Origin of the sequence: Arthrobacter halodurans (assembly GCF_041877255.1) — a bacterium.
Classification (GTDB): Bacteria; Actinomycetota; Actinomycetes; order Actinomycetales; family Micrococcaceae; genus Arthrobacter_N; species Arthrobacter_N halodurans.
The window spans coordinates 124962-147904 of the sequence record NZ_JBHDLJ010000001.1; the positions used below are offsets into that span (position 1 = coordinate 124962).

At 72.2% G+C, this 22943-nt stretch carries 23 protein-coding genes; 7 read left to right on the forward strand and 16 right to left on the reverse strand.

The features are described from left to right. Positions 1-274: 274 nt before the first annotated feature. From aceE to fabF, 6 genes are all read left to right on the forward strand, one after another. A complete protein-coding gene (aceE, locus tag ACETWP_RS00600; RefSeq protein WP_373970245.1) occupies positions 275-3016 on the forward strand; it encodes a pyruvate dehydrogenase (acetyl-transferring), homodimeric type in 2742 nt (913 codons plus the stop codon). A gap of 136 nt (positions 3017-3152) precedes the next feature. Then, on the forward strand, positions 3153-4364 hold the full coding sequence (locus ACETWP_RS00605; RefSeq protein ID WP_373970246.1) for a PucR family transcriptional regulator: 1212 nt from the start codon (positions 3153-3155) through the stop codon (positions 4362-4364). 77 nt (positions 4365-4441) lie between these two features. Continuing rightward, a complete protein-coding gene (locus ACETWP_RS00610) occupies positions 4442-5389 on the forward strand; it encodes an ACP S-malonyltransferase (RefSeq protein ID WP_373970247.1) in 948 nt (315 codons plus the stop codon). Between the two features lies 1 nt (position 5390). Further along, positions 5391-6446, forward strand: a complete 1056-nt coding sequence (locus tag ACETWP_RS00615) for a beta-ketoacyl-ACP synthase III (RefSeq protein ID WP_373970248.1) — start codon at positions 5391-5393, stop codon at positions 6444-6446. Between the two features lie 88 nt (positions 6447-6534). Beyond that, positions 6535-6780 (forward strand): acyl carrier protein, encoded by a 246-nt coding sequence (locus ACETWP_RS00620; protein WP_373970249.1) that lies wholly within the window; start codon positions 6535-6537, stop codon positions 6778-6780. A gap of 136 nt (positions 6781-6916) precedes the next feature. Beyond that, on the forward strand, positions 6917-8155 hold the full coding sequence (fabF, locus tag ACETWP_RS00625; RefSeq protein WP_373970250.1) for a beta-ketoacyl-ACP synthase II: 1239 nt from the start codon (positions 6917-6919) through the stop codon (positions 8153-8155). 382 nt (positions 8156-8537) lie between these two features. Here the strand turns inward: fabF and ACETWP_RS00630 are convergent, their stop codons facing one another. The 16 genes from ACETWP_RS00630 to ffh form a co-directional block, all read right to left on the reverse strand. Further along, positions 8538-9041 carry a DUF3145 domain-containing protein gene (locus ACETWP_RS00630; protein WP_373970251.1) on the reverse strand — a complete coding sequence of 168 codons (504 nt, stop codon included), beginning with the start codon at positions 9039-9041 and terminating at the stop codon, positions 8538-8540. A 176-nt stretch (positions 9042-9217) separates the two neighbouring features. Beyond that, positions 9218-10237, reverse strand: coding sequence for a tyrosine recombinase XerC (locus ACETWP_RS00635; RefSeq protein WP_373970252.1), 1020 nt, complete (start codon positions 10235-10237; stop codon positions 9218-9220). A gap of 48 nt (positions 10238-10285) precedes the next feature. Then, entirely contained in the window at positions 10286-11554 is a 1269-nt protein-coding gene (locus ACETWP_RS00640; protein ID WP_373970253.1) for a DNA-processing protein DprA, read from the reverse strand. Continuing rightward, positions 11551-13158, reverse strand: a complete 1608-nt coding sequence (locus ACETWP_RS00645) for a YifB family Mg chelatase-like AAA ATPase (RefSeq protein WP_373970254.1) — start codon at positions 13156-13158, stop codon at positions 11551-11553. Before ACETWP_RS00645 ends, ACETWP_RS00640 begins: the two co-directional genes overlap by 4 nt. Then, entirely contained in the window at positions 13155-13514 is a 360-nt protein-coding gene (locus tag ACETWP_RS00650) for a YraN family protein (RefSeq protein ID WP_373970255.1), read from the reverse strand. Before ACETWP_RS00650 ends, ACETWP_RS00645 begins: the two co-directional genes overlap by 4 nt. A 126-nt stretch (positions 13515-13640) precedes the next feature. Next, positions 13641-13967 carry a DUF2469 domain-containing protein gene (locus ACETWP_RS00655; protein WP_373970256.1) on the reverse strand — a complete coding sequence of 109 codons (327 nt, stop codon included), beginning with the start codon at positions 13965-13967 and terminating at the stop codon, positions 13641-13643. A 21-nt stretch (positions 13968-13988) separates the two neighbouring features. Beyond that, entirely contained in the window at positions 13989-14774 is a 786-nt protein-coding gene (gene rnhB / locus ACETWP_RS00660) for a ribonuclease HII (RefSeq protein WP_373970257.1), read from the reverse strand. 2 nt (positions 14775-14776) lie between these two features. Continuing rightward, complete coding sequence (gene lepB / locus ACETWP_RS00665; protein ID WP_373970258.1) at positions 14777-15511, reverse strand: signal peptidase I; 735 nt, start codon at positions 15509-15511, stop codon at positions 14777-14779. Further along, the gene (gene lepB, locus ACETWP_RS00670; RefSeq protein WP_373970259.1) at positions 15508-16179 is read right to left on the reverse strand and encodes a signal peptidase I; all 672 of its coding nucleotides are present in this window, start codon (positions 16177-16179) and stop codon (positions 15508-15510) included. The genes lepB (ACETWP_RS00665) and lepB (ACETWP_RS00670) overlap by 4 nt, the downstream gene beginning before the upstream one ends. A gap of 43 nt (positions 16180-16222) precedes the next feature. Continuing rightward, positions 16223-16582, reverse strand: a complete 360-nt coding sequence (rplS, locus tag ACETWP_RS00675) for a 50S ribosomal protein L19 (protein ID WP_373970260.1) — start codon at positions 16580-16582, stop codon at positions 16223-16225. A gap of 218 nt (positions 16583-16800) precedes the next feature. Then, the gene (gene trmD, locus ACETWP_RS00680) at positions 16801-17592 is read right to left on the reverse strand and encodes a tRNA (guanosine(37)-N1)-methyltransferase TrmD (RefSeq protein WP_373970261.1); all 792 of its coding nucleotides are present in this window, start codon (positions 17590-17592) and stop codon (positions 16801-16803) included. A gap of 2 nt (positions 17593-17594) precedes the next feature. Further along, positions 17595-18134 carry a ribosome maturation factor RimM gene (gene rimM / locus ACETWP_RS00685; RefSeq protein ID WP_373970262.1) on the reverse strand — a complete coding sequence of 180 codons (540 nt, stop codon included), beginning with the start codon at positions 18132-18134 and terminating at the stop codon, positions 17595-17597. A gap of 145 nt (positions 18135-18279) precedes the next feature. After that, positions 18280-18522, reverse strand: coding sequence for an RNA-binding protein (locus ACETWP_RS00690; RefSeq protein ID WP_373970263.1), 243 nt, complete (start codon positions 18520-18522; stop codon positions 18280-18282). A gap of 2 nt (positions 18523-18524) precedes the next feature. Further along, on the reverse strand, positions 18525-18941 hold the full coding sequence (gene rpsP, locus ACETWP_RS00695) for a 30S ribosomal protein S16 (protein WP_373970572.1): 417 nt from the start codon (positions 18939-18941) through the stop codon (positions 18525-18527). A 256-nt stretch (positions 18942-19197) separates the two neighbouring features. Then, positions 19198-19758, reverse strand: coding sequence for an NUDIX hydrolase (locus ACETWP_RS00700; protein WP_373970264.1), 561 nt, complete (start codon positions 19756-19758; stop codon positions 19198-19200). Positions 19759-19765: 7 nt separating this feature from the next. Then, positions 19766-21331: a signal recognition particle protein gene (gene ffh / locus ACETWP_RS00705; protein WP_373970265.1), complete on the reverse strand. Its 1566-nt coding sequence runs from the start codon at positions 21329-21331 to the stop codon at positions 19766-19768. Between the two features lie 115 nt (positions 21332-21446). Between ffh and ACETWP_RS00710 the strand changes: the two genes are divergently transcribed. Then, positions 21447-22898, forward strand: a complete 1452-nt coding sequence (locus ACETWP_RS00710; RefSeq protein ID WP_373970266.1) for a glucose-6-phosphate dehydrogenase — start codon at positions 21447-21449, stop codon at positions 22896-22898. Positions 22899-22943: the final 45 nt, after the last annotated feature.

The following is a 22943-nucleotide window of genomic DNA, read 5'->3' on the forward strand; positions in this document are numbered from 1 at the left end:
CAAACGTGCCCAGCGGCACTGGATCGGGTCGATCCGGTGCCGCGGTGCTACGCGCGGGCGCGGTGTGACGAATAGGTGTGGCCGCGGCGCTGCGGCCCGTGCGCGCCGCCCGGCTACGCATCGCGGCCGCTCGCGCACTAGAGTGGCGGGAAGGCCCCGCCGACTATCCGACGGCGGTGCGCAACCGGGCGGCCGAGCCGCCGCGACGTTTCTCCCGCACGGTGGGACGCGCCGCATTCCCCACGCTGTAACCCGTAACGAGGAGAAGTTGGACGTGGCCGAAGACTTTCACATTTCCCACATCCGTAGCGGCTTGACCAGCCAGCTGCCGGACCGCGACCCCGAAGAGACCGCCGAATGGATCGAGTCCTTCGATGACCTGGTGGAGACGCAGGGCACCGAGCGCGCCCAGTTCATCGTCCGCTCCCTCCTGCAGCGGGCCGGCGCCAAGAGCGTCGGCGTGCCGATGGTCACCACCACGGACTACGTGAACACCATCCCGGTGGACCAGGAGCCGGCGTTCCCGGGCAAGGAAGAGATCGAACGCCGCTACCGCGCCTGGATGCGCTGGAATGCGGCCGTCATGGTTCACCGCGGCCAGCATCCGGACATCGGCGTCGGCGGCCACATCTCGACGTACGCGGGCGCGGCGACGCTCTACGAGGTCGGCTTCAACCACTTCTTCCGCGGCAAGGACCACCCCGGCGGCGGCGACCAGGTCTTCTTCCAGGGCCACGCCTCCCCCGGCATGTACGCGCGCGCCTTCATGGAGGGCCGGCTCAGCGAAGCCGACCTCGACGGCTTCCGCCAGGAGAAGTCCAAGGCCGGCCACGCGCTGCCGTCGTACCCGCACCCGCGCAACATGCAGGACTTCTGGGAGTTCCCGACGGTGTCCATGGGCATCGGCCCGATGAACGCGATCTACCAGGCGCAGTCCAACCGGTACCTGCACAACCGCGGCCTGAAGGACACGTCCGACCAGCAGGTGTGGGCGTTCCTCGGCGACGGCGAGATGGACGAGCCTGAGTCGCGCGGGCTGTTGCAGCTCGCGGCCAACGAGAAGCTCGACAACCTGAACTTCGTCATCAACTGCAACCTGCAGCGCCTGGACGGCCCGGTCCGCGGCAACGGCAAGATCATGCAGGAGCTGGAGGCGTTCTTCCGCGGCGCCGGCTGGAACGTCATCAAGGTCGTCTGGGGACGCGAGTGGGACGAGCTCCTGGAGAAGGACGAGCACGGCGCCCTCGTGGAGATCATGAACCAGACCCCGGACGGCGACTACCAGACCTACAAGGCGGAGTCCGGCGGTTTCGTCCGCGAGCACTTCTTCGGCAAGTCCCCCGAGACCAAGGAGATGGTCGCCGACCTCACGGACGAGCAGATCTGGAACCTCAAGCGCGGCGGCCATGACTACAACAAGGTCTACGCCGCCTACAAGGCCGCCACCGAATTCCAGGGCAAGCCGACCGTCATCCTGGCCAAGACCGTCAAGGGCTACGGCCTGGGCCCGCACTTCGAGGGGCGCAACGCCACCCACCAGATGAAGAAGCTCACGCTGGAGGACCTCAAGGCCTTCCGCGACCACCTGCGCATCCCGATCACGGACGAGCAGCTCGAGGCGGACCCGTACCTCCCGCCCTACTACCACCCGGGCAAGGACTCCCCCGAGATCCAGTACATGATGGAGCGCCGCGCCGAGCTCGGCGGGTCGGTCCCGGAGCGGCGCACGCGCCACGACGAGGTGCAGCTGCCCGGCGACAAGGCCTACGAGGTCGCCAAGCGCGGCTCCGGCAAGCAGCAGGCGGCCACCACCATGGCCTTCGTGCGCCTGCTGAAGGACCTCATGCGCGACAAGGAGTTCGGCAAGCGCGTCGTGCCGATCATCCCGGACGAGGCACGGACCTTCGGCATGGACTCCTTCTTCCCGACGGCGAAGATCTACAACCCGAAGGGGCAGAACTACCTGTCCGTGGACCGCGACCTGGTCCTGGCATACAAGGAGTCGATCAGCGGCCAGCTGATCCACCCGGGCATCAACGAGGCGGGCGCGGTGGCCGCATTCACGGCCGCCGGCACGTCCTACGCGACGCACGGCGAGCCGCTCATCCCGGTCTACGTCTTCTACTCGATGTTCGGCTTCCAGCGGACCGGCGACTCCTTCTGGGCCGCCGCCGACCAGATGACGCGCGGCTTCATCATCGGAGCGACGGCAGGGCGCACCACGCTCACCGGCGAGGGCCTGCAGCACGCGGACGGGCACTCGCCCCTCCTGGCCAGCACCAACCCGGCCGTCGTCACCTACGACCCGGCGTACGGCTACGAGATCGGGCACATCATGCGCGCCGGCCTCGAGCGCATGTACGGCGGGAAGCACGCCGACCCGAACGTCATGTACTACCTCACCGTGTACAACGAGCCGATCACCCAGCCGGCGGAGCCGGAGGAGCTCGACGTGGACGGGCTGCTCAAGGGCATCTACCTAGCGGCCCCGGCCAAGGTCGACGGCCCGCGCACGCAGCTGCTCGCCTCCGGCGTGGCCGTTCCCTGGGCCCTGGACGCCCAGCGGATCCTCGCCGACGAGTGGGGCGTCTCCGCCGACGTCTGGTCCGTCACCAGCTGGACGGAGCTCCGGCGCGACGGGCTGGCCGCCGAGGAGGAGGCCTTCCTCAACCCCGGCTCCGAGGCCCGGACCCCGTTCGTCACGGAGCAGCTGGCCGGCGCCACCGGTCCGATCGTGGCGGTCACGGACTACATGAAGGCCGTGCCGGACCAGATCCGCCAGTTCGTGCCGAACGAGTTCGCGACGCTCGGCGCCGACGGGTTCGGGTTCTCCGACACCCGCGCCGCAGCCCGCCGCTTCTTCAAGATCGACGCGCACAGCGTCGTCGTCAAGGCCCTCGAGCTGCTCGGGCGCCGCGGCGAGGTCGACGCCGACGCCGCGGCCAAGGCGTTCGCGAAGTACCGGCTGGACGACGTCAACGCCGGCACCACCGGCAACGCCGGAGGGGACGCCTAACCCGGCACCCGCGGCGCCGCACGACGGCGGCCCGCCACGCCCGCGCGACACGCGCCGGGCCGGCGGGCCGCCGTCGTTCTTTTTGTAGCGTTCGCACAAAATGGAGCCCGCGGCCCGGGTTGCGTATCCTCGACGCATGAGCGAAGAACGGTCGGGCGCCGCAACGCCCCGCATCCGCCCGGTGCGGCAGCCCAAGGCCAGCCCGGAGACCCTCAAGCGGCTCAAGTCGCATCTGGGGGTGCTCTCCACGGTGGCACTGAAGCACCTTGACCAGTCGCTGCCCTGGTACCGCGGTCTCCGCCCCGAAGAGCGCGCCGCCCTCGGGCTCGTGGCCCAGAAGGGCATCGCCTCGTTCGTCTCGTGGTACGAGCGCCCCACCTCCCCGCAGTGGGTCCTCACCGACGTGTTCGGCGCGGCGCCCACCGAACTGACGCGCTCCATCAGCCTGCAGAAGGCGCTGCAGCTCATCCGCACGATCGTCGAGGTCGTCGAGAGCCAGGTCCCGGACCTCGCCCCGGAGTCCGAGCAGGTGCAGCTGCGCGAGGCGGTCCTGCGCTACTCGCGCGAGGTCGCGTTCGCCGCGGCCGACGTCTACGCCCGGGCCGCCGAGTCCCGCGGCGCCTGGGACAGCCGGCTCGAGGCGCTGGTCGTGGACGCGGTCCTGCGCGGGGAGAGCCCCGACGCCCTGCGCTCCCGCGTGGCCGCGGTGGGCTGGAAGTCCCAGACCGGCATCCACGTCATGGTCGGCACCGCCCCGGAGGTCGCCACCGCGGGCTTCGTCGGCGACCTCCGCCGCGCAGGCCTGCGGCACGCGCAGGACTGCCTCGTTGGCATCCAGGGGGACCGGCTGATCCTCATGCTCGGCGGCGTGGAGGGGGCCGAGGCCGGCTTCGCCCGCCTCAGCGAGTACTTCGGGGCGGGACCGGTGGTCTACGGGCCCCAGGCGTCCAGCCTCAAGGAGGCCGCGGACTCCGCCCACGCCGCCTTCGCCGGCATCGCCGCGGCGCGCGCCTGGCCGCTGGCCCCGCGCCCCGTGTCCTCCGAGGACCTGTGGCCCGAGCGGGTCATGAACGGCGACGCCGCCGCGCGCGCGGCCCTGGTCCGCCACATCTACACCCCGCTGCTGCGCGCCGGCAACGGGCTCGTGGAGACGCTCTCCAGCTACCTCGCGCTGGGGCACTCGCTGGAGGGCACGGCGCGCGAGCTCTTCGTCCACGCCAACACCGTCCGGTACCGCCTCAAGCGCGTCTGCGACGTGGCCGGCTGGGACCCGCTGATCCCCCGCGAGGCGTTCGTGCTGCAGACGGCGCTCGTCGTGGGCCGGCTCGACGGGGCAGACTCCTTGTAGGATACCTACAACCCGATGCCGGGTCCTTGGTGCCCCGAAACAGACGGGCGCGAGGCGATGTTTGGAAAGCTGGAACAGTGCTAGCAATCGTGTGCCCAGGACAGGGCTCCCAGACCCCCGGCTTTCTCGCGCCCTGGCTCGACGTGCCCGGCGCGGCCGACCACCTGAGCGAGCTCTCGCGCCTGACCGGGCGCGACCTCGTGCGGCACGGCACCGTGTCCGACGAGGACACCATCAAGGACACCGCCGTGGCCCAGCCCCTGATCGTGGCCGCGGGACTCGTCGCCGCGCGGGCGCTGTTCGGCGGCGCGCCGGTTCCGGCGGGCTCCGTGCTCGCCGGGCACTCGGTCGGCGAGATCACCGCCTCCGCCCTGGCCGGCGCCCTCACCGAGGGCGACGCGATGGCGTTCGTCCGCGAACGGGCCAACGCGATGGCCGAGGCCGCCGCCGCGACGCCCACCGGAATGGCCGCCGTCCTCGGCGGCGACCCGGCGGAGGTCCTGTCCGCCATCGAGTCCGCCGGCCTCACCGCCGCGAACAACAACGGCGGCGGCCAGATCGTGGCCGCCGGGACGAACGAGGACATCGCGGCCTTCGCCGCCGCTCCCCCGGCCAAGGCGCGGGTCATCCCGCTCAAGGTCGCCGGCGCCTTCCACACCGCACACATGGCCCCGGCCGTCGGGGCGCTCGAGGCGCTGGTCCCCTCGCTCCGGCCCGCGGAGCCCGGACCCGTCCTCCTGAGCAACTACGACGGCGCACCCGTGGCCACCGGCGCGGCGAACGTCGCCAGCCTCGTCGCGCAGGTCTCCCGCCCGGTCCGCTGGGACCTGTGCATGGAACGCCTCGCCGCCCTCGGCGTCACCGGGCTCCTCGAGCTGCCCCCCGCCGGAACCCTCACGGGCCTGGCCAAACGAGGGCTTCGCGGCGTCGCCACGCTGGCCCTGAAGTCCCCCGACGACCTGGACGCCGCGCGCGCCTTCGTCGCGGAACACACCGCGTCCCCCGCCGGAGAGGAAACTTCCTGAGATGACCGCCACCCTAAGCCAGGCGCCGCTGCGCGAATACACCCGGATCCTCGGGGTCGGCGCCGCGCGCCCCGACGTCGTCGTCACCAACGAGGACGTCTGCCAGTGGATCGACTCCTCCGACGAGTGGATCCGCCAGCGCACGGGCATCGTGACGCGCCACCGGGCGGGCAAGGACACGTCGGTCGTCGACATGGCCGAGATCGCCGCCCGGGAGGCTCTCGCCGTCGCCGGCATCGACGCCTCCCAGCTGGGCGCCGTCATCGTGAGCACCGTGACCTCCCCCTACGCCACGCCGTCGGCCGCCACCGAGCTCTGCGAGCGGATCGGCGCGACCCCGGCCCCGGCCTTCGACATCTCCGCCGCCTGCGCGGGCTACTGCTACGGCGTGGCCCAGGGCGACGCGCTCGTGAAGTCCGGCGCCGCCGACTACGTGCTCGTCGTGGGGGCCGAGAAGCTCTCCGACATCATCGACCGACACGAGCGCACGATCTCCTTCCTGCTCGGCGACGGCGCGGGAGCCGTCGTGATCGGCCCCTCGGACACGCCCGGAATCGGTCCGTCCGTGTGGGGCTCGGACGGCAGCAAGTGGGGCGCCATCGGCATGACCCACTCCATGATCGACCTGCGCGACATGGCCATCCAGGCCGAGGAGGAGCCCGAGGGAACCGCCTTGGTCGGCGGGTCCGAGGCCAAGCTGTGGCCGACCCTGCGCCAGGACGGCCAGACGGTGTTCCGCTGGGCCGTGTGGGAGATGGCCAAGGTGGCCCAGCAGGCGCTCGACGCCGCCGGCGTCACGGCGGAGGACCTCGTCGCGTTCGTGCCCCACCAGGCGAACATGCGCATCATCGACGAGATGGTCAAGCAGCTCAAGCTGCCGCCGACCGTCGCCGTGGCCCGCGACATCGCGGACTCGGGCAACACGTCCGCGGCGTCCGTCCCCCTGGCCATGCACCGCCTCCTGCGCGAGCAGCCGGAGCTGTCGGGAGGACTGGCCCTGCAGATCGGCTTCGGCGCCGGACTCGTCTTCGGCGCGCAGGTGGTCGTCCTGCCCTAGGCTGGACAGGGACCTCGAAAGATCCACGCCGCTTCGGCGGACGAACAATGCGTCGGGACCGCCCCGGCACAAGAGAAAGGGAGCCACTATGGCTAGCAACGAAGAGATCTTGGCCGGACTGGCCGAGATCGTCAACGAGGAAACCGGTCTGGCGACGGAGTCCGTCGAAATGGACAAGTCCTTCACCGACGACCTCGACATCGACTCCATCTCGATGATGACCATCGTGGTCAACGCCGAGGAGAAGTTCGACGTGAAGATCCCGGACGAAGAGGTCAAGAACCTCAAGACCGTTGGCGACGCCGTCAACTTCATCGCCGGCGCCAAGGCCTAGCAGCCCCCAGCACCAAGCGCCCCGCGGGGCGCAACGGCCCCCAGGGGTCGTCGGGGCGGTCCCCAGCGGGCCGCCCCCACCGGGGCCGCCGTTTCCCGCGGCGGCTCACCTTCGACCCCGTACAGAGAGTTTTCCGATGGCCCGCAAAGTTGTAATCACCGGCCTCGGCGCCACGACGCCGATCGGCGGAGACGTGCCCACCCTCTGGGCCAACGCCCTGAAGGGCGTTTCCGGTGCCCACACGCTGACCGACGACTGGGTCGAGGAGTACCAGCTGCCGGTGCACTTCGCCGCGCGGGCATCCACGCCCGCCGCCGACGTCCTGTCCCGCGTCGAGATGAAGCGCATGGACCCGTCCACCCAGTTCGCGGTCGTCGCCGCCCGCGAGGCGTGGCGCGACACCGGCATCACCGAGGTCGACCACGACCGTTTCGCCGTCGCGTTCGCGACCGGCATCGGCGGCGTCTGGACGCTGCTCGACGCCTGGGACACGCTGAAGGCGAAGGGGCCCCGCCGCGTCCTGCCGATGACCGTCCCCATGCTCATGCCCAACGGGCCCGCCGCCGCGGTGAGCCTGGACCTGGGCGCGCGCGCCGGCGCGCACACCCCCGTCTCGGCCTGCGCCTCCGGCACCGAGGCCCTGCACGTGGGCCTCGAGCTCATCCGCAACGGGAAGGCCGACGTCGTCATGTGCGGCGGCGCGGAGGCAGCCATCCACCCGATGCCGATCGCCGCCTTTGCCGCCATGCAGGCGCTCTCCCGCCGCAACGACGACCCCGAGCACGCCTCGCGGCCCTACGACACGGGCCGGGACGGCTTCGTGATGGGCGAGGGCGCCGGGGCCCTGGTCCTCGAGGCCGAGGAGCACGCGCTGGCGCGCGGCGCCCGCATCTACGCAGAGCTCGCCGGGACATCCGTCACGGCCGACGCCTACCACATCACGGCCCCGGACCCCGAGGGGCTCGGGGCGACCCGCGCGCTGAAGGCCGCCATGTTCGACGGCCGCATCCAGCCCGAGGACGTCGTCCACGTCAACGCCCACGCGACGTCGACCCCGGTGGGCGACAAGCCGGAGTACACCGCGCTGAAGACCGCGCTGGGCGCCCACTTGGACAACGTGCCGGTCTCCGCGACCAAGTCCCAGATGGGACACCTGCTCGGGGCCTCCGGCGCCGTGGAATCCGTGCTGGCCGTGCTCGCCGTCCACGAGCGGCTCGCCCCCGTCACCATCAACCTGGAGAACCAGGACCCGGAGATTCCGCTGGACGTTGTCACGGGAACGCCGCGCCAGCTGCCCGGCGGCTCCATCGTGGCGCTGAACAACTCGTTCGGCTTCGGCGGGCACAACGCCGTGGTCGCGATCCGCAGCCTCTAGGCCGCGGTTCCCCGGCATCGCCGGACGCCCGTGCGAAGAGCCCCCGTTCCGTCAGGATCGGGGGCTCTTCGGCTCACTGCCCGGGTAGCCGGCGACGCGGCGCCCATCCGGCCGGGCCACGCGGCGGGCCCCGCGCGGCGCCGTCGCACACGTCCCGGCTACGTTCCGCACGTCCCGGGTCCGTCACGCCCGTGCCGGGTCCGTCACACACGTTCCGGGGCCGTCACACGCTTCCCGTGGCCGTTCCCCACGTGCCGGCCACGTTCCGCACGTCCCGGCGCCTGGCAGTCCGAGGGTGAAGGCGGGCCGTGGGCACCCAAAATGCGGGGATGATTCCCTTGGGTGCTAAATCGCCTGGTATGTCGGGTTTCCGCGGACGGGGTCAGCCGACCTGGTGCAGCCAGCGGACCGCGGCCCCCTCGGACGCGTGCCGGAAGGGCTCCAGCTCCTCGTCCCAGGCCTCTCCGAGAGCAAGGGAGAGTTCCTGGTACACCAACGAGGGATCGCCGCCGCCCTGCTCGTAGGCGTAGCGGATGCGGTCCTCGCCGACCATGATGTTCCCGGCGCTGTCGGTGGTGGCATGGAAGATGCCCAGCTCGGGGGTGTGCGACCAGCGGCTGCCGTCGACGCCGGGGCTCGGTTCCTCGGTCACCTCGTAGCGGAGGTGGGCCCAGCCGCGGAGGGAGGAGGCCAGCTGTGCGCCGATGCCCTGCGGGCCGGTCCAGCCGATTTCGGCGCGATACATTCCGGGCGCGGCCGATTGGGCGGCCCACGTGAGCTCGGTGCGCTGATCGACGACCGAGCCGATGGCCCACTCGATGTGAGGGCACAACGCTCCAGGGGCCGAGTGTACGAACAGTACGCCCCTGGTCATGGTTACAGACATGCCATCCTCCGGTTGCTCTTGGTACGTCTTCCCCAACGTCCACGGCAGAATCCCGGCAGATGGCGCCGTTCACAAGGTTCATTGAACACGATCGACGGCCCAACCGCCACTTCGGCGCGATATGCGGATCATCGGCGTGTCGGGCGTCTTGTCAGGTCAGCGCCGGGAATCGTGCCTCAGGCACGCGGGTGCGCCTGCTGGTAACTGGACCTGAGGCGATCCACGGACACGTGCGTATAGAGCTGGGTGGTCGCCAGCGAATTGTGCCCCAGGAGCTCCTGGACGGCGCGGAGGTCGGCGCCGCCGTCCAGCAGGTGCGTCGCCGCCGAGTGCCGAAGGGCGTGGGGGCTCCGTGCCGAGGTGTCGCCGAGGGCCGCGAGCGCCTGAGAGACCGTCTCGCGCACCTGGCGCTGTCCGATGCGCGCCCCGCGCTTGCCGAGGAACAGGGCTGTGCCGCTGGCTTCGTTCACCAGCTGCGGCCGACCGCGCCGCAACCAGTCGCTCACAGCGTTCAGTGCCGGCTGCCCGAAGGGAACGGTGCGCTCCTTGTTCCCCTTGCCGAGGACACGCAGTGTCCTCCTGTCGTGGTCAACGTCGCCGAGGTCGAGGGCCGTCAGTTCCCCCACGCGGATGCCGCTGGCGTAGAGAAGCTCGAGAAGCGCCGTGTCGCGGTCGCGGACCGCGGCCTCCAGGGCGGTGGGGGCCCGGCCGCGTCCGTCGTCGGCCGTTCCGGCGGGCGGCGCCGTCGCCGCCGGACCCCGGTCGTCGAGGAGCCGCCGCATCTGCCCCTGCTGCAGGACGTGGGGCAGGCTCTTCCCGCCGCGCGGGGACTGGAGTCGTGCGGACGGGTCGACGTCGACGAGTCCCTCCCGACGCGCCCAGCCCATGAACGTGCGCGCGGAGGCGGACTTGCGCGCGAGGGTTGACCGTGCCCGGCCCTCGGCTCGCTGCTCGCCCAGCCAGAGCCGCAGCAGCGTCAGATCGACGTCGCGCAGGTCCCCGGCGCCGCGTCGGGCCGCCGCCGCCAAGAGGGACGAGACGTCGCCCAGATAGGCCCGCACGGTGTGCTCGCTGCGGGCGCGCTCCAGCGACAGGTGGCGCCCGAACGCTGCCAGCGCCTCGGCGAACGCGTGCGGCAGCTCGGCGCCGTCCGGCTGGCGCGTCTCCCGTCCGGGCTCGCGTTCGTGTTCATCCATGGCTCCACTGTGCCCCCCGGGTGCGGGCACGGCAAACGGACACCCCGTTCAGTTGCCGCCGCGCTGCCAGCCCTGGCCCACCCTGCGGGCCAGCCCCCGGTCCTCCAGCCGCGAGAGCCCGCCGAGAACCGCGCCGATGCCGAGTCCCGCCACGGTCGCCAGCTTGTCGGGGGTGCTGGCCGTCCTCACCGGCAGCGCATCCAGGAGCAGAAGGTCCTGGATATCCAGTCCGTCGTGCGGCCTCGTCGACGCGTGCTCGCGGGCGGCCGCGCCCGACGTGGCCTGTTCGGCGTGCGCCCGGCTCTCACCCAGCAATTCCAGCGCCTCGGCGGCATCCGTCACCGCCACCGCGGAGCCCTCGCGCAGGAGCCGGTGGCACCCGGCGGAGTTCGCGGAGAAGACCGACCCGGGGACGGCGCCAACCTCCCGCCCCATCTCGGCGGCGCGGCGGGCGGTCGTCAGCGCACCGGAGCGCCAGCGGGCCTCCACCACGACGGTGGCGGCGCATAGAGCTGCGATCAGCCGATTGCGCTGCAGGAACCGCCAGCGCGTCGGCGCCGTCCCGGGGGCCACCTCGGCGATGAGCGCCCCGTCGGCCGCGACACGCCGCAGCAACTCCTCGTTGCCCGCCGGGTAGAAGCGGTCCAGTCCCCCCGCCATCACCGCGATCGTGCGGGGTGCCAGGCACTCGTCGGGCGCGCCCGGAGTCGCCGGCCCGGAGGCGCCCAGGTCCCGCGATCCGACCGACAGCGCCGTCTCGTGCGCGCGCGCGTCGATCCCGTAGGCACCGCCGGACACGACCGTGACGCCGGACGCCACCACGCTCGCTGCCAGTTCGGCCGTGACGTGCCGGCCGTATTCCGTGGCGTCGCGGCTACCGACGACAGCCATCAGGTCCCGAAACCCCGGCAGCGATTCCGGCCCCGTCCGCCCGCGCCACCAGAGGCACAGCGGCGCGGACAGACCAAGGGCGTCGAACTGCTCCGGCCAGCCGGGATCCTCCGGAACGAGGAGGCCGCCGCCGAGCCGGCGCATGGTTTCGAGATCGCGGGCCGGGGCGCAGTCCGCGGCGCGGGGGCGCCAGCGCTGGAGTCCGGCGTCGAGGCGATGCTCCGCCTTCGAGGCCGAGCCGTCGGCCAGCAGTTCCGCGACAGCCTGTTGCTCCGCCGCGGGGGCCGGCCCCGTGTGGCCCGTCACGAGCCGGAAGGCCTCTTCCGCCCCGGCCACCGCCACGAGCGCGAGCGCCGTAAGGTCGTTGGGCTCCATCAGACGGGACAGCCCGGCCCGTGCCCAGCGGTTCCTCTCACCGTTGTTCATGGTGTCTCTCCCTTGGCGTGCTGTCTCAGCTGAAGTGCCACGTCGACGTCGCCCGCGGACGGCCGATCGTGGCGGGCCAGATCGCCGACCGTCCAGGCGATGCGCAGGACGCGGTCGTAACCCCTGGCCGTGAGCCGGCCGCGATCGAGTTCACGGTCGGCGCCCGCGGTGACCGCGGGCGGCAGCGCGAGCTCGCCACGGAGGAGCGTCCCGGGAAGGTCCGCGTTGCGGCTCAACCCCAGGGGGTCGAGGCGGGCCCGCTGGAGTTCCCGGGCGGCGGCGACGCGTGCCCCCACGGCGGCAGAGTCCTCCGCCCGGACCCCGCCGCGTAGCTGGACCGCGGCGACGCGCGGCACGCCGATCTGCAGGTCGATCCGGTCCAGCAGCGGACCCGAGAGCCGGTCGAGGTAACGGCGTCGCTGCATGGGCGTGCAGGTGCAGTCGATCCCCTTGCCCGTGGAGAGTCCGCAGGGGCAAGGATTCGCGGCCAGGACCAGCTGGAAGCGGGCCGGATAGGTCGCGGCGCCGGCCGCACGGTGCAGCGTCAGACGGCCGGACTCCAGGGGTTGGCGCAGGCTGTCGAGCGCCTTGGCGGCGAACTCGGGCGCCTCGTCGAGGAACAGCACGCCGCGGTGGGCCCGCGAGGCGGCACCTGGCCGCGGCAGGCCGGATCCCCCGCCGATGAGGGCCACCATGCTGGCGCTGTGGTGGGGGCTCTCGAACGGCGGCCGCCGGAGGAGCCGGTCCAGGCCCCGCTGCCCGCCACCCAACGAGTGGACCGCCGTGGTCTCCATCGCCTCGGTGTCCGTCAGGTCCGGGAGGATGCCGGGCAGGCGTTCGGCGAGCATGGTCTTGCCGGCGCCGGGTGGACCCATCAGCAGCAGGTGGTGTCCCCCGGCGGCAGCCACCTCCAGTGCGTAGCGGGCCTCGAGCTGGCCCACGATGTCGGCCATGTCCGGCGCGCTCCGGTCCAACGCGGCCCGGTCCGACGCAGTCCGGTCGGGCGCGGCCCGGCCCGGCGTTGCCCCGCCCGTGGACGGGCGGCCGTTCGCCGTCTCCGCGCGCCGCGCCGCCGCGGGTTGCCGCAGGGAGTGTGGATCGGCGCCGAACCGGCCCAGGACCTCGGCAAGGTGCCGGTGGCTGGTGATGTCCGCCCCGGGAACTAACGACGCCTCGGCGTGGTTCTCCGCCGCGACGACCACCCGGGGGCGGCCGGCGGCAACGCAGGCCATCACCGACGGGAGCACCCCGGAGACCGGGCGCAGGCACCCGTCCAGGCCCAGCTCCGCGATGAACACCACGCCCGGGGGGCTGGAGATGTCGCCGGCGGCGGCCAGTGCGGCGACGACGATGGCCAGGTCGAAGGACGAGCCGCGCTTGGGCAGCGAGGCCGGCACCAGGTTGACCGTGATGCGGCGGGGGCTGAGCGGCACCCCCGAGTTCCGTGCGGCGGAGCGGATGCGGTCCCTCGACTCGGCGAGCGAGGCGTCCGGCAACCCGAGCAGCACGAAGCCCGGCAGGCCTCCCCCGATGTCGGCCTCGACGTCCACGATGCTCCCGTTCAGCCCGATCAGGGCGACCCCCGCGGCGCGTCCGAGGCTCACGGCCCGACCTCCCGGTAGTGCTCGATGCCGGCGGAGCCGTCCGGCGCGACCAGCACCGCGACGACGTCGACCCGGGCGGTGGACCAGCGCCTCCCGTGCTCGGAGCACCACGCGCGGGTCAGCCGGAACAGCCGCCGCAGCTTGGCGGGCCCCACCGCTTCGGCGGGGTGACCGAATCCCAGTCCGCTGCGCGTCTTGACCTCGATGCCGACCACCGAGCCGGCATCCTCCGCGACAATGTCCAGCTCCCCGTCGGCGCAGCGCCAGTTGCGCTCCAGCACGGCCATCCCGAGCCCGCGCAGATAATCGGCGGCCAGGTCCTCGCCGCGGCGCCCCAGCGCCTGATTGTGTCCCATGTCGGCACCTCCGCGACCAGTCTCGCGGCAAACGAAAGGCCCCGGAGCGGTGTCCGGGGCCAGTGTGGATGGCCGGCCGCGCGTCGCGGCTGTGGAGGGGGAACGCGGGTTGCGCCCGCCTCCGCCCTACGCGCCCATTCCGGCGTCCTTCGGAATGGTCAGGTCCTCCGACTTGGCCAGTTCCTCGACGTTCACGTCCTTGAAGGTGATGATCCGAACGTTCTTCACAAAGCGCGCGGTCCGGTAGACATCCCAGACCCAGGCGTCCTGCAACGTGACGTCGAAATAGATCTCGCCGTCGGCCGAGCGCGCCTGCAGGTCCACGTGGTTGGCCAGGTAGAAGCGCCGCTCGGTCTCCACGACGTAGCTGAAGAGGTTCACCACATCGCGGTACTCCCGGTAGAGCTGTAGCTCCATGTCGGTCTCGTAGTTCTCGAGGTCTTCGGCACTCATCGTTCCTCCTGGTATCGGGTTCTATTGTGCCTGATCGGCGGCGGTGAGCCGCCAGCTGACGCGGTGGTGGCCGCTGGGCCCCCGCTCGGCGATCGCATGGCGGTGGGCGGCGGTGCCGTAGCCCTTGTTCCGCGCCCAGCCGAAGCCGGGGAACTCCCCGTCGTAGACGGCCATGAGCGCGTCCCGCTCGACCTTGGCGAGCACGCTCGCGGCCGCGACGGAGAGGCAATGCAGGTCGGCCTTGACGCGCAGCGCGACGGGCACGTCGATGCCACCGGCCGCGTCGCTGGCGGCCGCGTCGAAAAGCGTCCGCTCGCGGCGGCCCAGCCAGTCGAGGTTGCCGTCCAACAGCACGATGTCGGGGCGCGCGGTCGCGGACGCGGCGGCCCAGGCACGTACCCCGGCCAGTCGGAGGGCGGGGACCAGGCCGAGGGTATCGATCTCCGTGGCGGAAGCGTGCCCGACGCCCCACGCGGCGGCCCAGGCCCGGATGCGGGGTGCGAGGGCCTCGCGCTGGCCGGCGGAGAGGAGCTTGCTGTCGCGGACGCCCGGCAGGGGTGCGGCCAACAGCGGGTCGACGACCACGAGGCCGACGCTGACGGGCCCTGCGAGGGCGCCACGGCCGACCTCGTCGCATCCGCCGACGAGCCGGTGCCCGCCCGCGGCAAGCCGTCGCTCGGCCTCCAGCGTGGGCTCGGCCGCGGGGTCCGGGCGCCGCGGGGTCCGGGCGGCGGCGCGCGCCGCGTCCGGCGTCGCGGACGCCTCCCCTGCCTCCGCGCCCCGCGCCCGCCCTCCGGCGTGTCCCACGGCTAGCGCTCCGGCGTCGCCGCGCCGGAGTTCCCGGCCGGAACGTCGGCGAACGCCCCGTGGTGGTCGTCGACGGTGCCGGCGCGGTCCAGCGGCCACGCGATGACCGCAGCCTTGCCCTCGACCTGCTCCACATCCACGAAGCCGCCCTGCTCGTCGCGGTGGAAGCGGGAGTCGGCCGACGCGTTGCGGTGGTCGCCGAGCACCCACAGCTTGCCCGCAGGCACCTCCACCTGGAACTCCTCGTCCGACGGCGCCGCCCCGGGCCAGACGTAGGGCTCGCTGACGGCCACCCCGTTGACGAGCAAGCGCCCGTCCTCGGCGCAGCACTCCACGGTGTCGCCGGGGAGCCCGACGACGCGCTTGACCAGATGCTGCTCGGCGCCGTCGGGCGCCAGCCCGACGAACGCCAGCGCCCCGGCCAGCGGGCTCGTTACGGCCGGCTCGGCGTCGCCCAGCCATCCCAGGTCGTCCCGGAACACGACGACGTCGCCGCGCTCCAGGTCGAACGGGCCCGGCACCATGAGGTTGACGAAGATGCGGTCGTCGATCTGCAGGGTCGGCTCCATCGAGCCGGAGGGGATGTAGAAGGCGCGGAAGAAGAACGTCTTGATGACGAAGGAGAGGACCAGGGCGATTCCGACGACGACGAGGATCTCCTTGATCCAGCCCCAGGCGGGATGCCGTGGTCGTCCGGCGCCGTCGTCCGCGTGCCGTCCGGACGCTTCTTCGGTCACGGTGTGCCTTTCGGGTTCAGGGATCCGGATCTCTCCGGGGGCCAGACGACGCGCTCCACGGTGCCGACCACGCGGTCCACCGGGATCATGCCTCCCCCGGGCGCACCGAGCAGGGAGCGGGAGTCCTCGGACGCCACCCGGTGGTCGCCCATCAGCCAGAGCCGACCCCTCGGGACCTCGATGGCGAAGTCCTGCGCGCTGGCCGGCGCGCCCGGCGCGAGATACGGTTCCGCGAGCGGCGTCCCGTTGAGCACCAGCGAGCCGCCACCGTCACAACAGCTTAGGCGGTCTCCGCCGACCGCGATAACGCGCTTGACGAACAGGGTGTCGTCCCCCGACAGCCGCAGCGCCCTCAGGAACGGGTCGATGGCCCCGGCCTCGCCGTACGGGAGCAGGGAGCCTCGGCCGTCGAACACGACGACGTCGCCGCGCGCGATCTCCGCCGCGTCGCCGGCGGTCCGGTCCACGAGCAGTCCGTCGCCCTCGACGAGCGTCGGACGCATGGAACCGCTCCCGACGTAGTAGAAGTCCACCAGGGTCGCGCGGAGCACGATGGCGAGCACGGCCGCGGCCGCGAGCGCGCCGACGACGAAGCGCCAGCCCCCGACAGGGGACCGGCGCTTCGTGCGCTCCGTCGACGGGTCGTCGGAGCCGGGGTCAGTCGTCACGATCGCGGACGGAACCGGGCCGGCGCCGTCGGAGGGGATCAGGCTACTTGGCGTTGCCGAAGTCGCGCTTTTCCTTGATCTTCGCGGCCTTGCCGTGGCGATCGCGCATGTAGTACAGCTTGGCGCGGCGCACGTCGCCGCGGGCCAGGACCTCGATCTTGTCGATGATCGGGGAGTGCACCGGGAAGGTGCGCTCCACGCCGACGCCGAAGGAGACCTTGCGGACCGTGAACGTCTCGCCGACGCCCGAGCCCTGGCGGCCCAGGACGAAGCCCTGGAACACCTGGATGCGGGAGTTCTTGCCTTCGACGATGTTGACGTGCACCTTGAGGGTGTCGCCCGCGCGGAACGCGGGGACGTCGTTGCGCAGCGAGGCCGCGTTGACCGAATCGAGGATCTGCATAACAGCTACTCCTTGGGTGGACGCCGCAGGTCACCCACCGTTAACGCGGTCGCGCGGCCGGGCCCGTAAGGCGCCCGGATGCCGCGTCGACCGAAGTTGATGAACCGGCTGGTCCGGAATCGGACGCCGGTCGGCCTGACTGTTGGCGGTCTCCCCCTGCGGCAGGAGAGAGCCCAGTAGGCGCAAGTCCATATTCTGCCACACGAGCGGCGGCCGGGCTAATCCTCGCGCGGAACGATCCGCCCGCCGTCGATCCGGAAACCGGCGTGCCAGAGGGTGTCGCGGTCGTGACGGTTCAGCGTCGACGGGTCCAGGGCAAGGATCAGGTCCGGGCGGCGCGCGGCGGTGCGCCGCAGCTGCTCGTTGCGCCGGAACCGGGCGACCTTCCCGTGGTTTCCCCCGAGCAGCACCTCGGGAACCTCGCGCCCCTGCCACGAGGCCGGCTTCGTGTAGACCGGGTATTCCAGCAGGCCGTCCGAGTGCGACTCCTCGACCAGCGACTCGGGGTTGCCGACGACCCCGGGGACCAGGCGGCCCACGGCCTCCACCATGGCCAGCACGGCGACCTCGCCACCGTTGAGCACGTAGTCGCCGAGGCTGACCGGACGCACCTCGAAGTCCTCGGCGGCCCACTCGAGCACCCGCTCGTCGATGCCCTCGTAGCGGCCGCAGGCGAACACCAGGTGCTCCCGCTCGGCCAGCTCGCGGGCCATGGCCTGGTCGAACACCGCCCCGGCGGGCGAGGGCACAATCAGCAGCGGGCGCCGGCCCGAGGGGGCGGCCGAGGCGGAGACGGCGGAGAGCGCGGCTCCCCACGGCTCGGGCTTCATGACCATCCCGGCCCCGCCGCCATAGGGGGTGTCGTCGACGGTCCGGTGGCGGTCGGTGGCGTGCTCGCGCAGGTCGCGCACGCGCAGGTCCAGCAGTCCGTCGCGGCGCGCCTTGCCGATCAGCGACAGGTCCAGGGCAGCCAGGTACTCGGGGAAGATGGTGACGACGTCGATGCGCACGGCTAGCGACCGTCCCCCGTCCCGGCGTCGTCGCGGTTGAGCTCGAAGAGCCCCGGGGGCGGGGTGAGCTCGACGAAGCCGCCGGCCACGTCGACGACGGGCACGATGGCCTCCACGAAGGGCACGAGGACCTCGTCGCCCTCGCCGGTCCGCACGATCAGCAGGTCCTGGGCGGTGAGCGTGCGCAGGCCGGTCACCTTGCCGACGGCCTCGCCGGCGACCCGGACCTCGAGGCCCTCGAGCTCGTGCTCGTACCAGGCGTCCTCCTCGCCGTCGTCCTCGGCCTCGTCGGTTTCGACGAACAGCTGCGCGCCACGCAGGGTCTCGGCGGCGTTCCGGTCCAACACCTCGGCGAACGCCAGCAGGAGGATGTCCTTGTTCCAGCGCGCGGACTCGACGGTCAGGGTGCCGTGCCCGGAGGGCTCCACCTCGAGGACCGCGCCGGGCGTGAAGCGGTCGCCGGGCGAGTCGGTCATGACCTGGACGGTGACCTCCCCGCGGATGCCGTGGGGCTTGCCGATGCGTGCGACCTGGAGGCGCATGGTGACTCCTTCGTGGGGCGTGTGGTGTAAATGCTAGTTGCCGCCGGGCAGGCGGCGCGGCTTAAAGGCGTCGGCCCCGCACCGTGAACGGTGCGGGGCCGACGTGCGATGCACGAGTGCGGCGCTGCCGGGGCTCTGCGACCGGTCAGCGGCGGCGGTCCGTGTCGACGACGTCGACTCGGACCGGCTCGCCGCCGGACAGGGCGGCGACCACGGTGCGCAGGGACTTCGCGGTGCGGCCCTGCCGGCCGATGACCCGGCCCAGATCGTCCGGGTGGACGCGCACCTCGAGGGTTTCCCCGCGGCGGTTGTCCTTCAGCGCGACGGCGACGTCCTCCGGGGAGTCGACGATGCCGCGCACCAGGTGGTCCAGGGCCTCGGCGAGCACCGCTACTTGGCCTCGGCGGTCTCGGAGTCGGAGTCCTCGGCCGGGGCCTCGGTCTTCTCGGACTTCTTCGTGATGGCCTCGGGGAGGATCACGGAAGCCTTCTCGGGGGCGACGAAGGCTTCCTTGGGCGCCTTGGTGCGCAGGGTGCCCTCCTGGCCCTCGATGCCCTTGAACTTCTGCCAGTCGCCGGTGATCTTGAGGATCGCGGCGACCTGCTCGGTCGGCTGGGCGCCGACGGACAGCCAGTACTGGGCCCGCTCGGAGTTGACCTCGATGAACGAGGGCTCCTCGGTCGGGTGGTACTTGCCGATCTCCTCGATGGCACGGCCGTCGCGCTTGGCGCGGGAGTCCATGATGACGATGCGGTAGAACGGGGAGCGCATCTTGCCGAAGCGCTTGAGTCGAATCTTAACGGCCACTGTAGTGGTCACTCCTGTTTCTCAACAAAGGGCGAACCCATGGTTCTGCGCCCGTGGGGCGGGCCATACTGCGCGGGTTCAAGGGACAAGACGCGCACGCGGAGAGAGGGGCCGCGCCGGTCGAGTACCCAGCCATTATGCCAGAGGTTGTCCCCGGCCGCGAAACCCCCGGCGTGGCGCGGTGCCCGCGGGCCACGAGCGCACACCCGGCGAGCCCGGAACCCGGCGCGCCGCGGTCACCGGGGACGCCGGACTCTCAGCGCGCCGCGAGCACGGGGGAGGAAACCGGCAGGTCGGGCATCATGCGCCGGGGCGGCGCCCCGTTGCCGGGAACCGCGCCGGGGGTGGCGTCCAGGCCGTCCTCGAGCTCCGCGAGGAACCCCAGCTCCAGCGCGGCGAGGCCGGCTGCGGCCCGCTCCGCCCCGGCGGCCCCCAGCCTCGCCGCCAGATCCGCCACGGGGCAGAAGGCCGCCCGGACGGATCCCCCGTCGGCCGTGAAGCCGTCGAGGTCCGTGGACCACGCACCGGCGTCGTAGACCAGGACCTGCGTCCCGCCGTCGTCCGCGCTCCGGAAGTCCTGCACCAGCAGGCGGCCCAGGGAGGGCTCCAGCGCCAGGCGCAGCAGCGTCTGGCTGGCGGCCCCCCGCGGGGACGATCCGGTCGGAACCGGCCCGCCGGGCAGGGCCCATCCGTCCGGGGACGCGACCACCAGCACGGCCCCGTCGCGTCGGCGCATCAGGACGGCGACGTCCAGCCGGTGCCATCCGGGGACGCCGGCGGGGCTGGCGGGGCCGGCGGGGCCGAGCTGGCTCGCCACGGGCGCCCTACTTGCCCAGGAACTTCTCGAAGCCCTTGGGCAGGTTCAGGTTCGCCGGGTCGAAGTCCTGCGCCTGGCCCTGCTGCCCGAAGGCGGCGCCGCTGGGCGCGGCGGACTTCCGGTTCTGCGCCTCGGCCGCGGCCTGGGCCGCCTTGGCGGGGTTGCCGAACTTCTGCTGCTTCTTCTTGCCTCCGCCCTTGGCGGAGGCCTTCTTGCCGCGGCCCGGGGCGCCCGGCATGCCGGGCATGCCGCCCCCCGCGGCCATGCGCTTCATCATCTTCTGGGCCTCTCCGAAACGCTCCAGCATCTGGTTCACCTCGGAGACGTGCACACCCGAGCCCTTGGCGATGCGGGCGCGGCGCGATCCGTTGATGATCTTCGGCGCCAGGCGCTCGTGCATGGTCATGGAGCGCACGATGGCCTCGATGCGGTCGATCTGGCGCTCGTCGAACTGCTCCAGCTGCTGGCGCGAGACCTGCGCGCCGGGCATCATCGTGAGCATCTTCTTGAGCGAGCCCATCTTCTTGATCTGCTGCATCTGCGCGAGGAAGTCCTCGAGGGTGAAGTCCTCGCGGTCGGCGAACTTCTTCGCCATCCGCTCGGCCTCGCCCTTGTCCCAGGACTTCTCAGCCTGCTCGATGAGCGTGAGGATGTCGCCCATGTCGAGGATGCGCGAGGCCATGCGGTCCGGGTGGAACACCTCGAAGTCGTCCAGCGTCTCGCCGGTGGACGCGAACATGACCGGCTTGCCGGTGATCGACGCGACGGACAGCGCGGCGCCGCCGCGCGCGTCGCCGTCGAGCTTGGAGAGCACGACGCCGGTGAAGTTGACCCCGTCGTTGAACGCCTGGGCCGTGTTGACGGCGTCCTGGCCGATCATCGCGTCGATGACGAAGAGGACCTCGTCCGGGTTGACGGCAGCGCGGATGTCCGCGGCCTGGCGCATCATCTCCTCGTCCACGCCGAGACGCCCGGCCGTGTCGACGATGACGACGTCGTGCAGCTTGGCGCGGGCCTCCGCGACGCCGTCGCGGGCGACGGCGACCGGGTCACCGGTCGCGGACTCGAACTCCGAGCTGACGCCGGGGTGGGGGGCGTAGACGGGCACGCCGGCGCGCTGGCCGTTGATCTGGAGCTGCTTGACCGCGTTCGGGCGCTGCAGGTCGCAGGCCACCAGCAGCGGCGTGTGTCCCTGGGCCTTGAGCCACTTGGCCAGCTTGCCGGCGAGGGTTGTCTTGCCCGCGCCCTGGAGTCCCGCCAGCATGATCACGGTCGGCGGGGTCTTGGCGAGGTTCAGCCGGCGCGTCTCGCCGCCGAGGATCCGCACGAGCTCGTCGTTGACGATCTTGACGACCTGCTGCCCGGGGTTCAGCGACTGGCTGACCTCCAGGCCGAGCGCGCGCTCCTTGACGTGCGCCGCGAACTCGCGGACCACCGGGACGGCGACGTCCGCGTCCAGGAGGGCGCGGCGGATCTCGCGGACGGTGCCGTCGATGTCGGCCTCGGACAGCCGGCCCTTGCCGCGCAGGGACTTGAAGGTCGCTGTCAGGCGGTCGGAGAGTGAATTGAACACGTGCCGTGCACTTCTTTCGGTTGGCGGTACTGCGGGAAGACCCGCCGGACTCAACAGCCAAGGTTACCAAGCGCCGGCGGGCCCGGGGGCCGGATCCGTGGCTAAGGTGGTTCACGTGACCGACCACCAGACGCCGCGCGTCAAGACCCTGCTCATCCTCGGCGCCTCCGGGGACCTCACCGGGCGCCTGCTGCTCCCCGGACTGGCGCGCCTCATCGCCTCCGGACGCGTACCCGACCTCGCCCTGGCGGGCGTGGGCTCGCCCGACTTCGACGACGCCGCGTGGCGCGGACGGGTCGGGGAGGTGTTCGCCGCGGCGACGGGGACCGCGTCGGAAGACGGCGCGCGCGACCTGGAGCGCGTCGCGGCCGGGACGACCTATCGGGCGCTGGACGTCACCGCGCCGGGCGAGCTGGGGGCCCTGCTGGCCGAGCTGGAGGGCCCGGTCGCCGTGTACTTCGCCCTGCCGCCGGCCGTGAGCCAGAAGGCCTGCGAGACGCTCCGCCCGGAGGAGGTCCCGGCCGGCACCAGCCTGGTGTTGGAGAAGCCCTTCGGGTCCGGAGCGGACTCGGCCCGGGCGCTGAACCGGACGCTGACCTCGCTGGTGCCGGAGGAGAGCATCCACCGGGTGGACCACTTCCGGGGCAAGGCGACCGTCTTCAACATCCTGGGGCTGCGCTTCGCCAACCGGCTCCTCGAGCCGCTGTTCAGCAACGAGCACGTGGAGAAGATGGAGGTCGTGTACGACGAGGACCTCGCGCTGGAGAACCGGGCGGGCTACTACGACCGGGCGGGCGCCCTGCGCGACATGATCCAGTCGCACCTCCTGCAGATCCTCGCGCTGCTCACGCTGAACGCCCCGGCCACGCTCGGCGAGCGGGACCTGCGCGACCACATCGGCTCGGTCCTGCGCGCGGCCTCCGTCCCCGGGGACTTCGCCGCCAGCACCCGCCGCGCCCGCTACACCGCCGGAACCAGCCGCGACCGCGGGGTCCCCGACTACACCGCCGAGCCTGGCGTCGACGCGGAACGGGGCACCGAGACGCTGGCCGAGATCGAGGTCCGGATCAACAACGCCCGGTGGTCGGGCGTTCCGTTCATCCTCCGCTCGGGCAAGGCGCTCGGCCGGCGGCGCAAGGAGGCCGTCGTGACGTTCAAGCCGGTCGCCCACCTGCCCGGCGGGTTCCGCGGGTGCGACTCCCCGACCCGCCTGCGCATCGGCTTCGGCCCGGACACCCTGGATCTGGAGATGGACGTGAACGGCCCCGGCGACATGTTCACGCTGGACCGCGTCGACCTGAGCGCGGAGCTGAACACCCCCGACCTGCTCCCGTACGGCGAGGTGCTGTGGGGCGTGCTCTCCGGGGACCCGACCCTGTCCGTGCGTGGGGACACCGCCGAGGAATGCTGGCGGATCCTCGATCCCGTGCTGGCGGCCTGGGCGTCCGGCGAGGTGCCGCTGGAGGAGTACCCGGCGGGCAGCCCGGGCCCGGCGTCTTGGGAGACCTCCCGCACCGCGCCGACGGAGGCCACCGGGGGCCTGCCGGAGGGTACGCGCACGCACTGAGGCCCGGCCCGGGCGCGATGCCCGGGCCGGGGCCTGTCCTGCGGC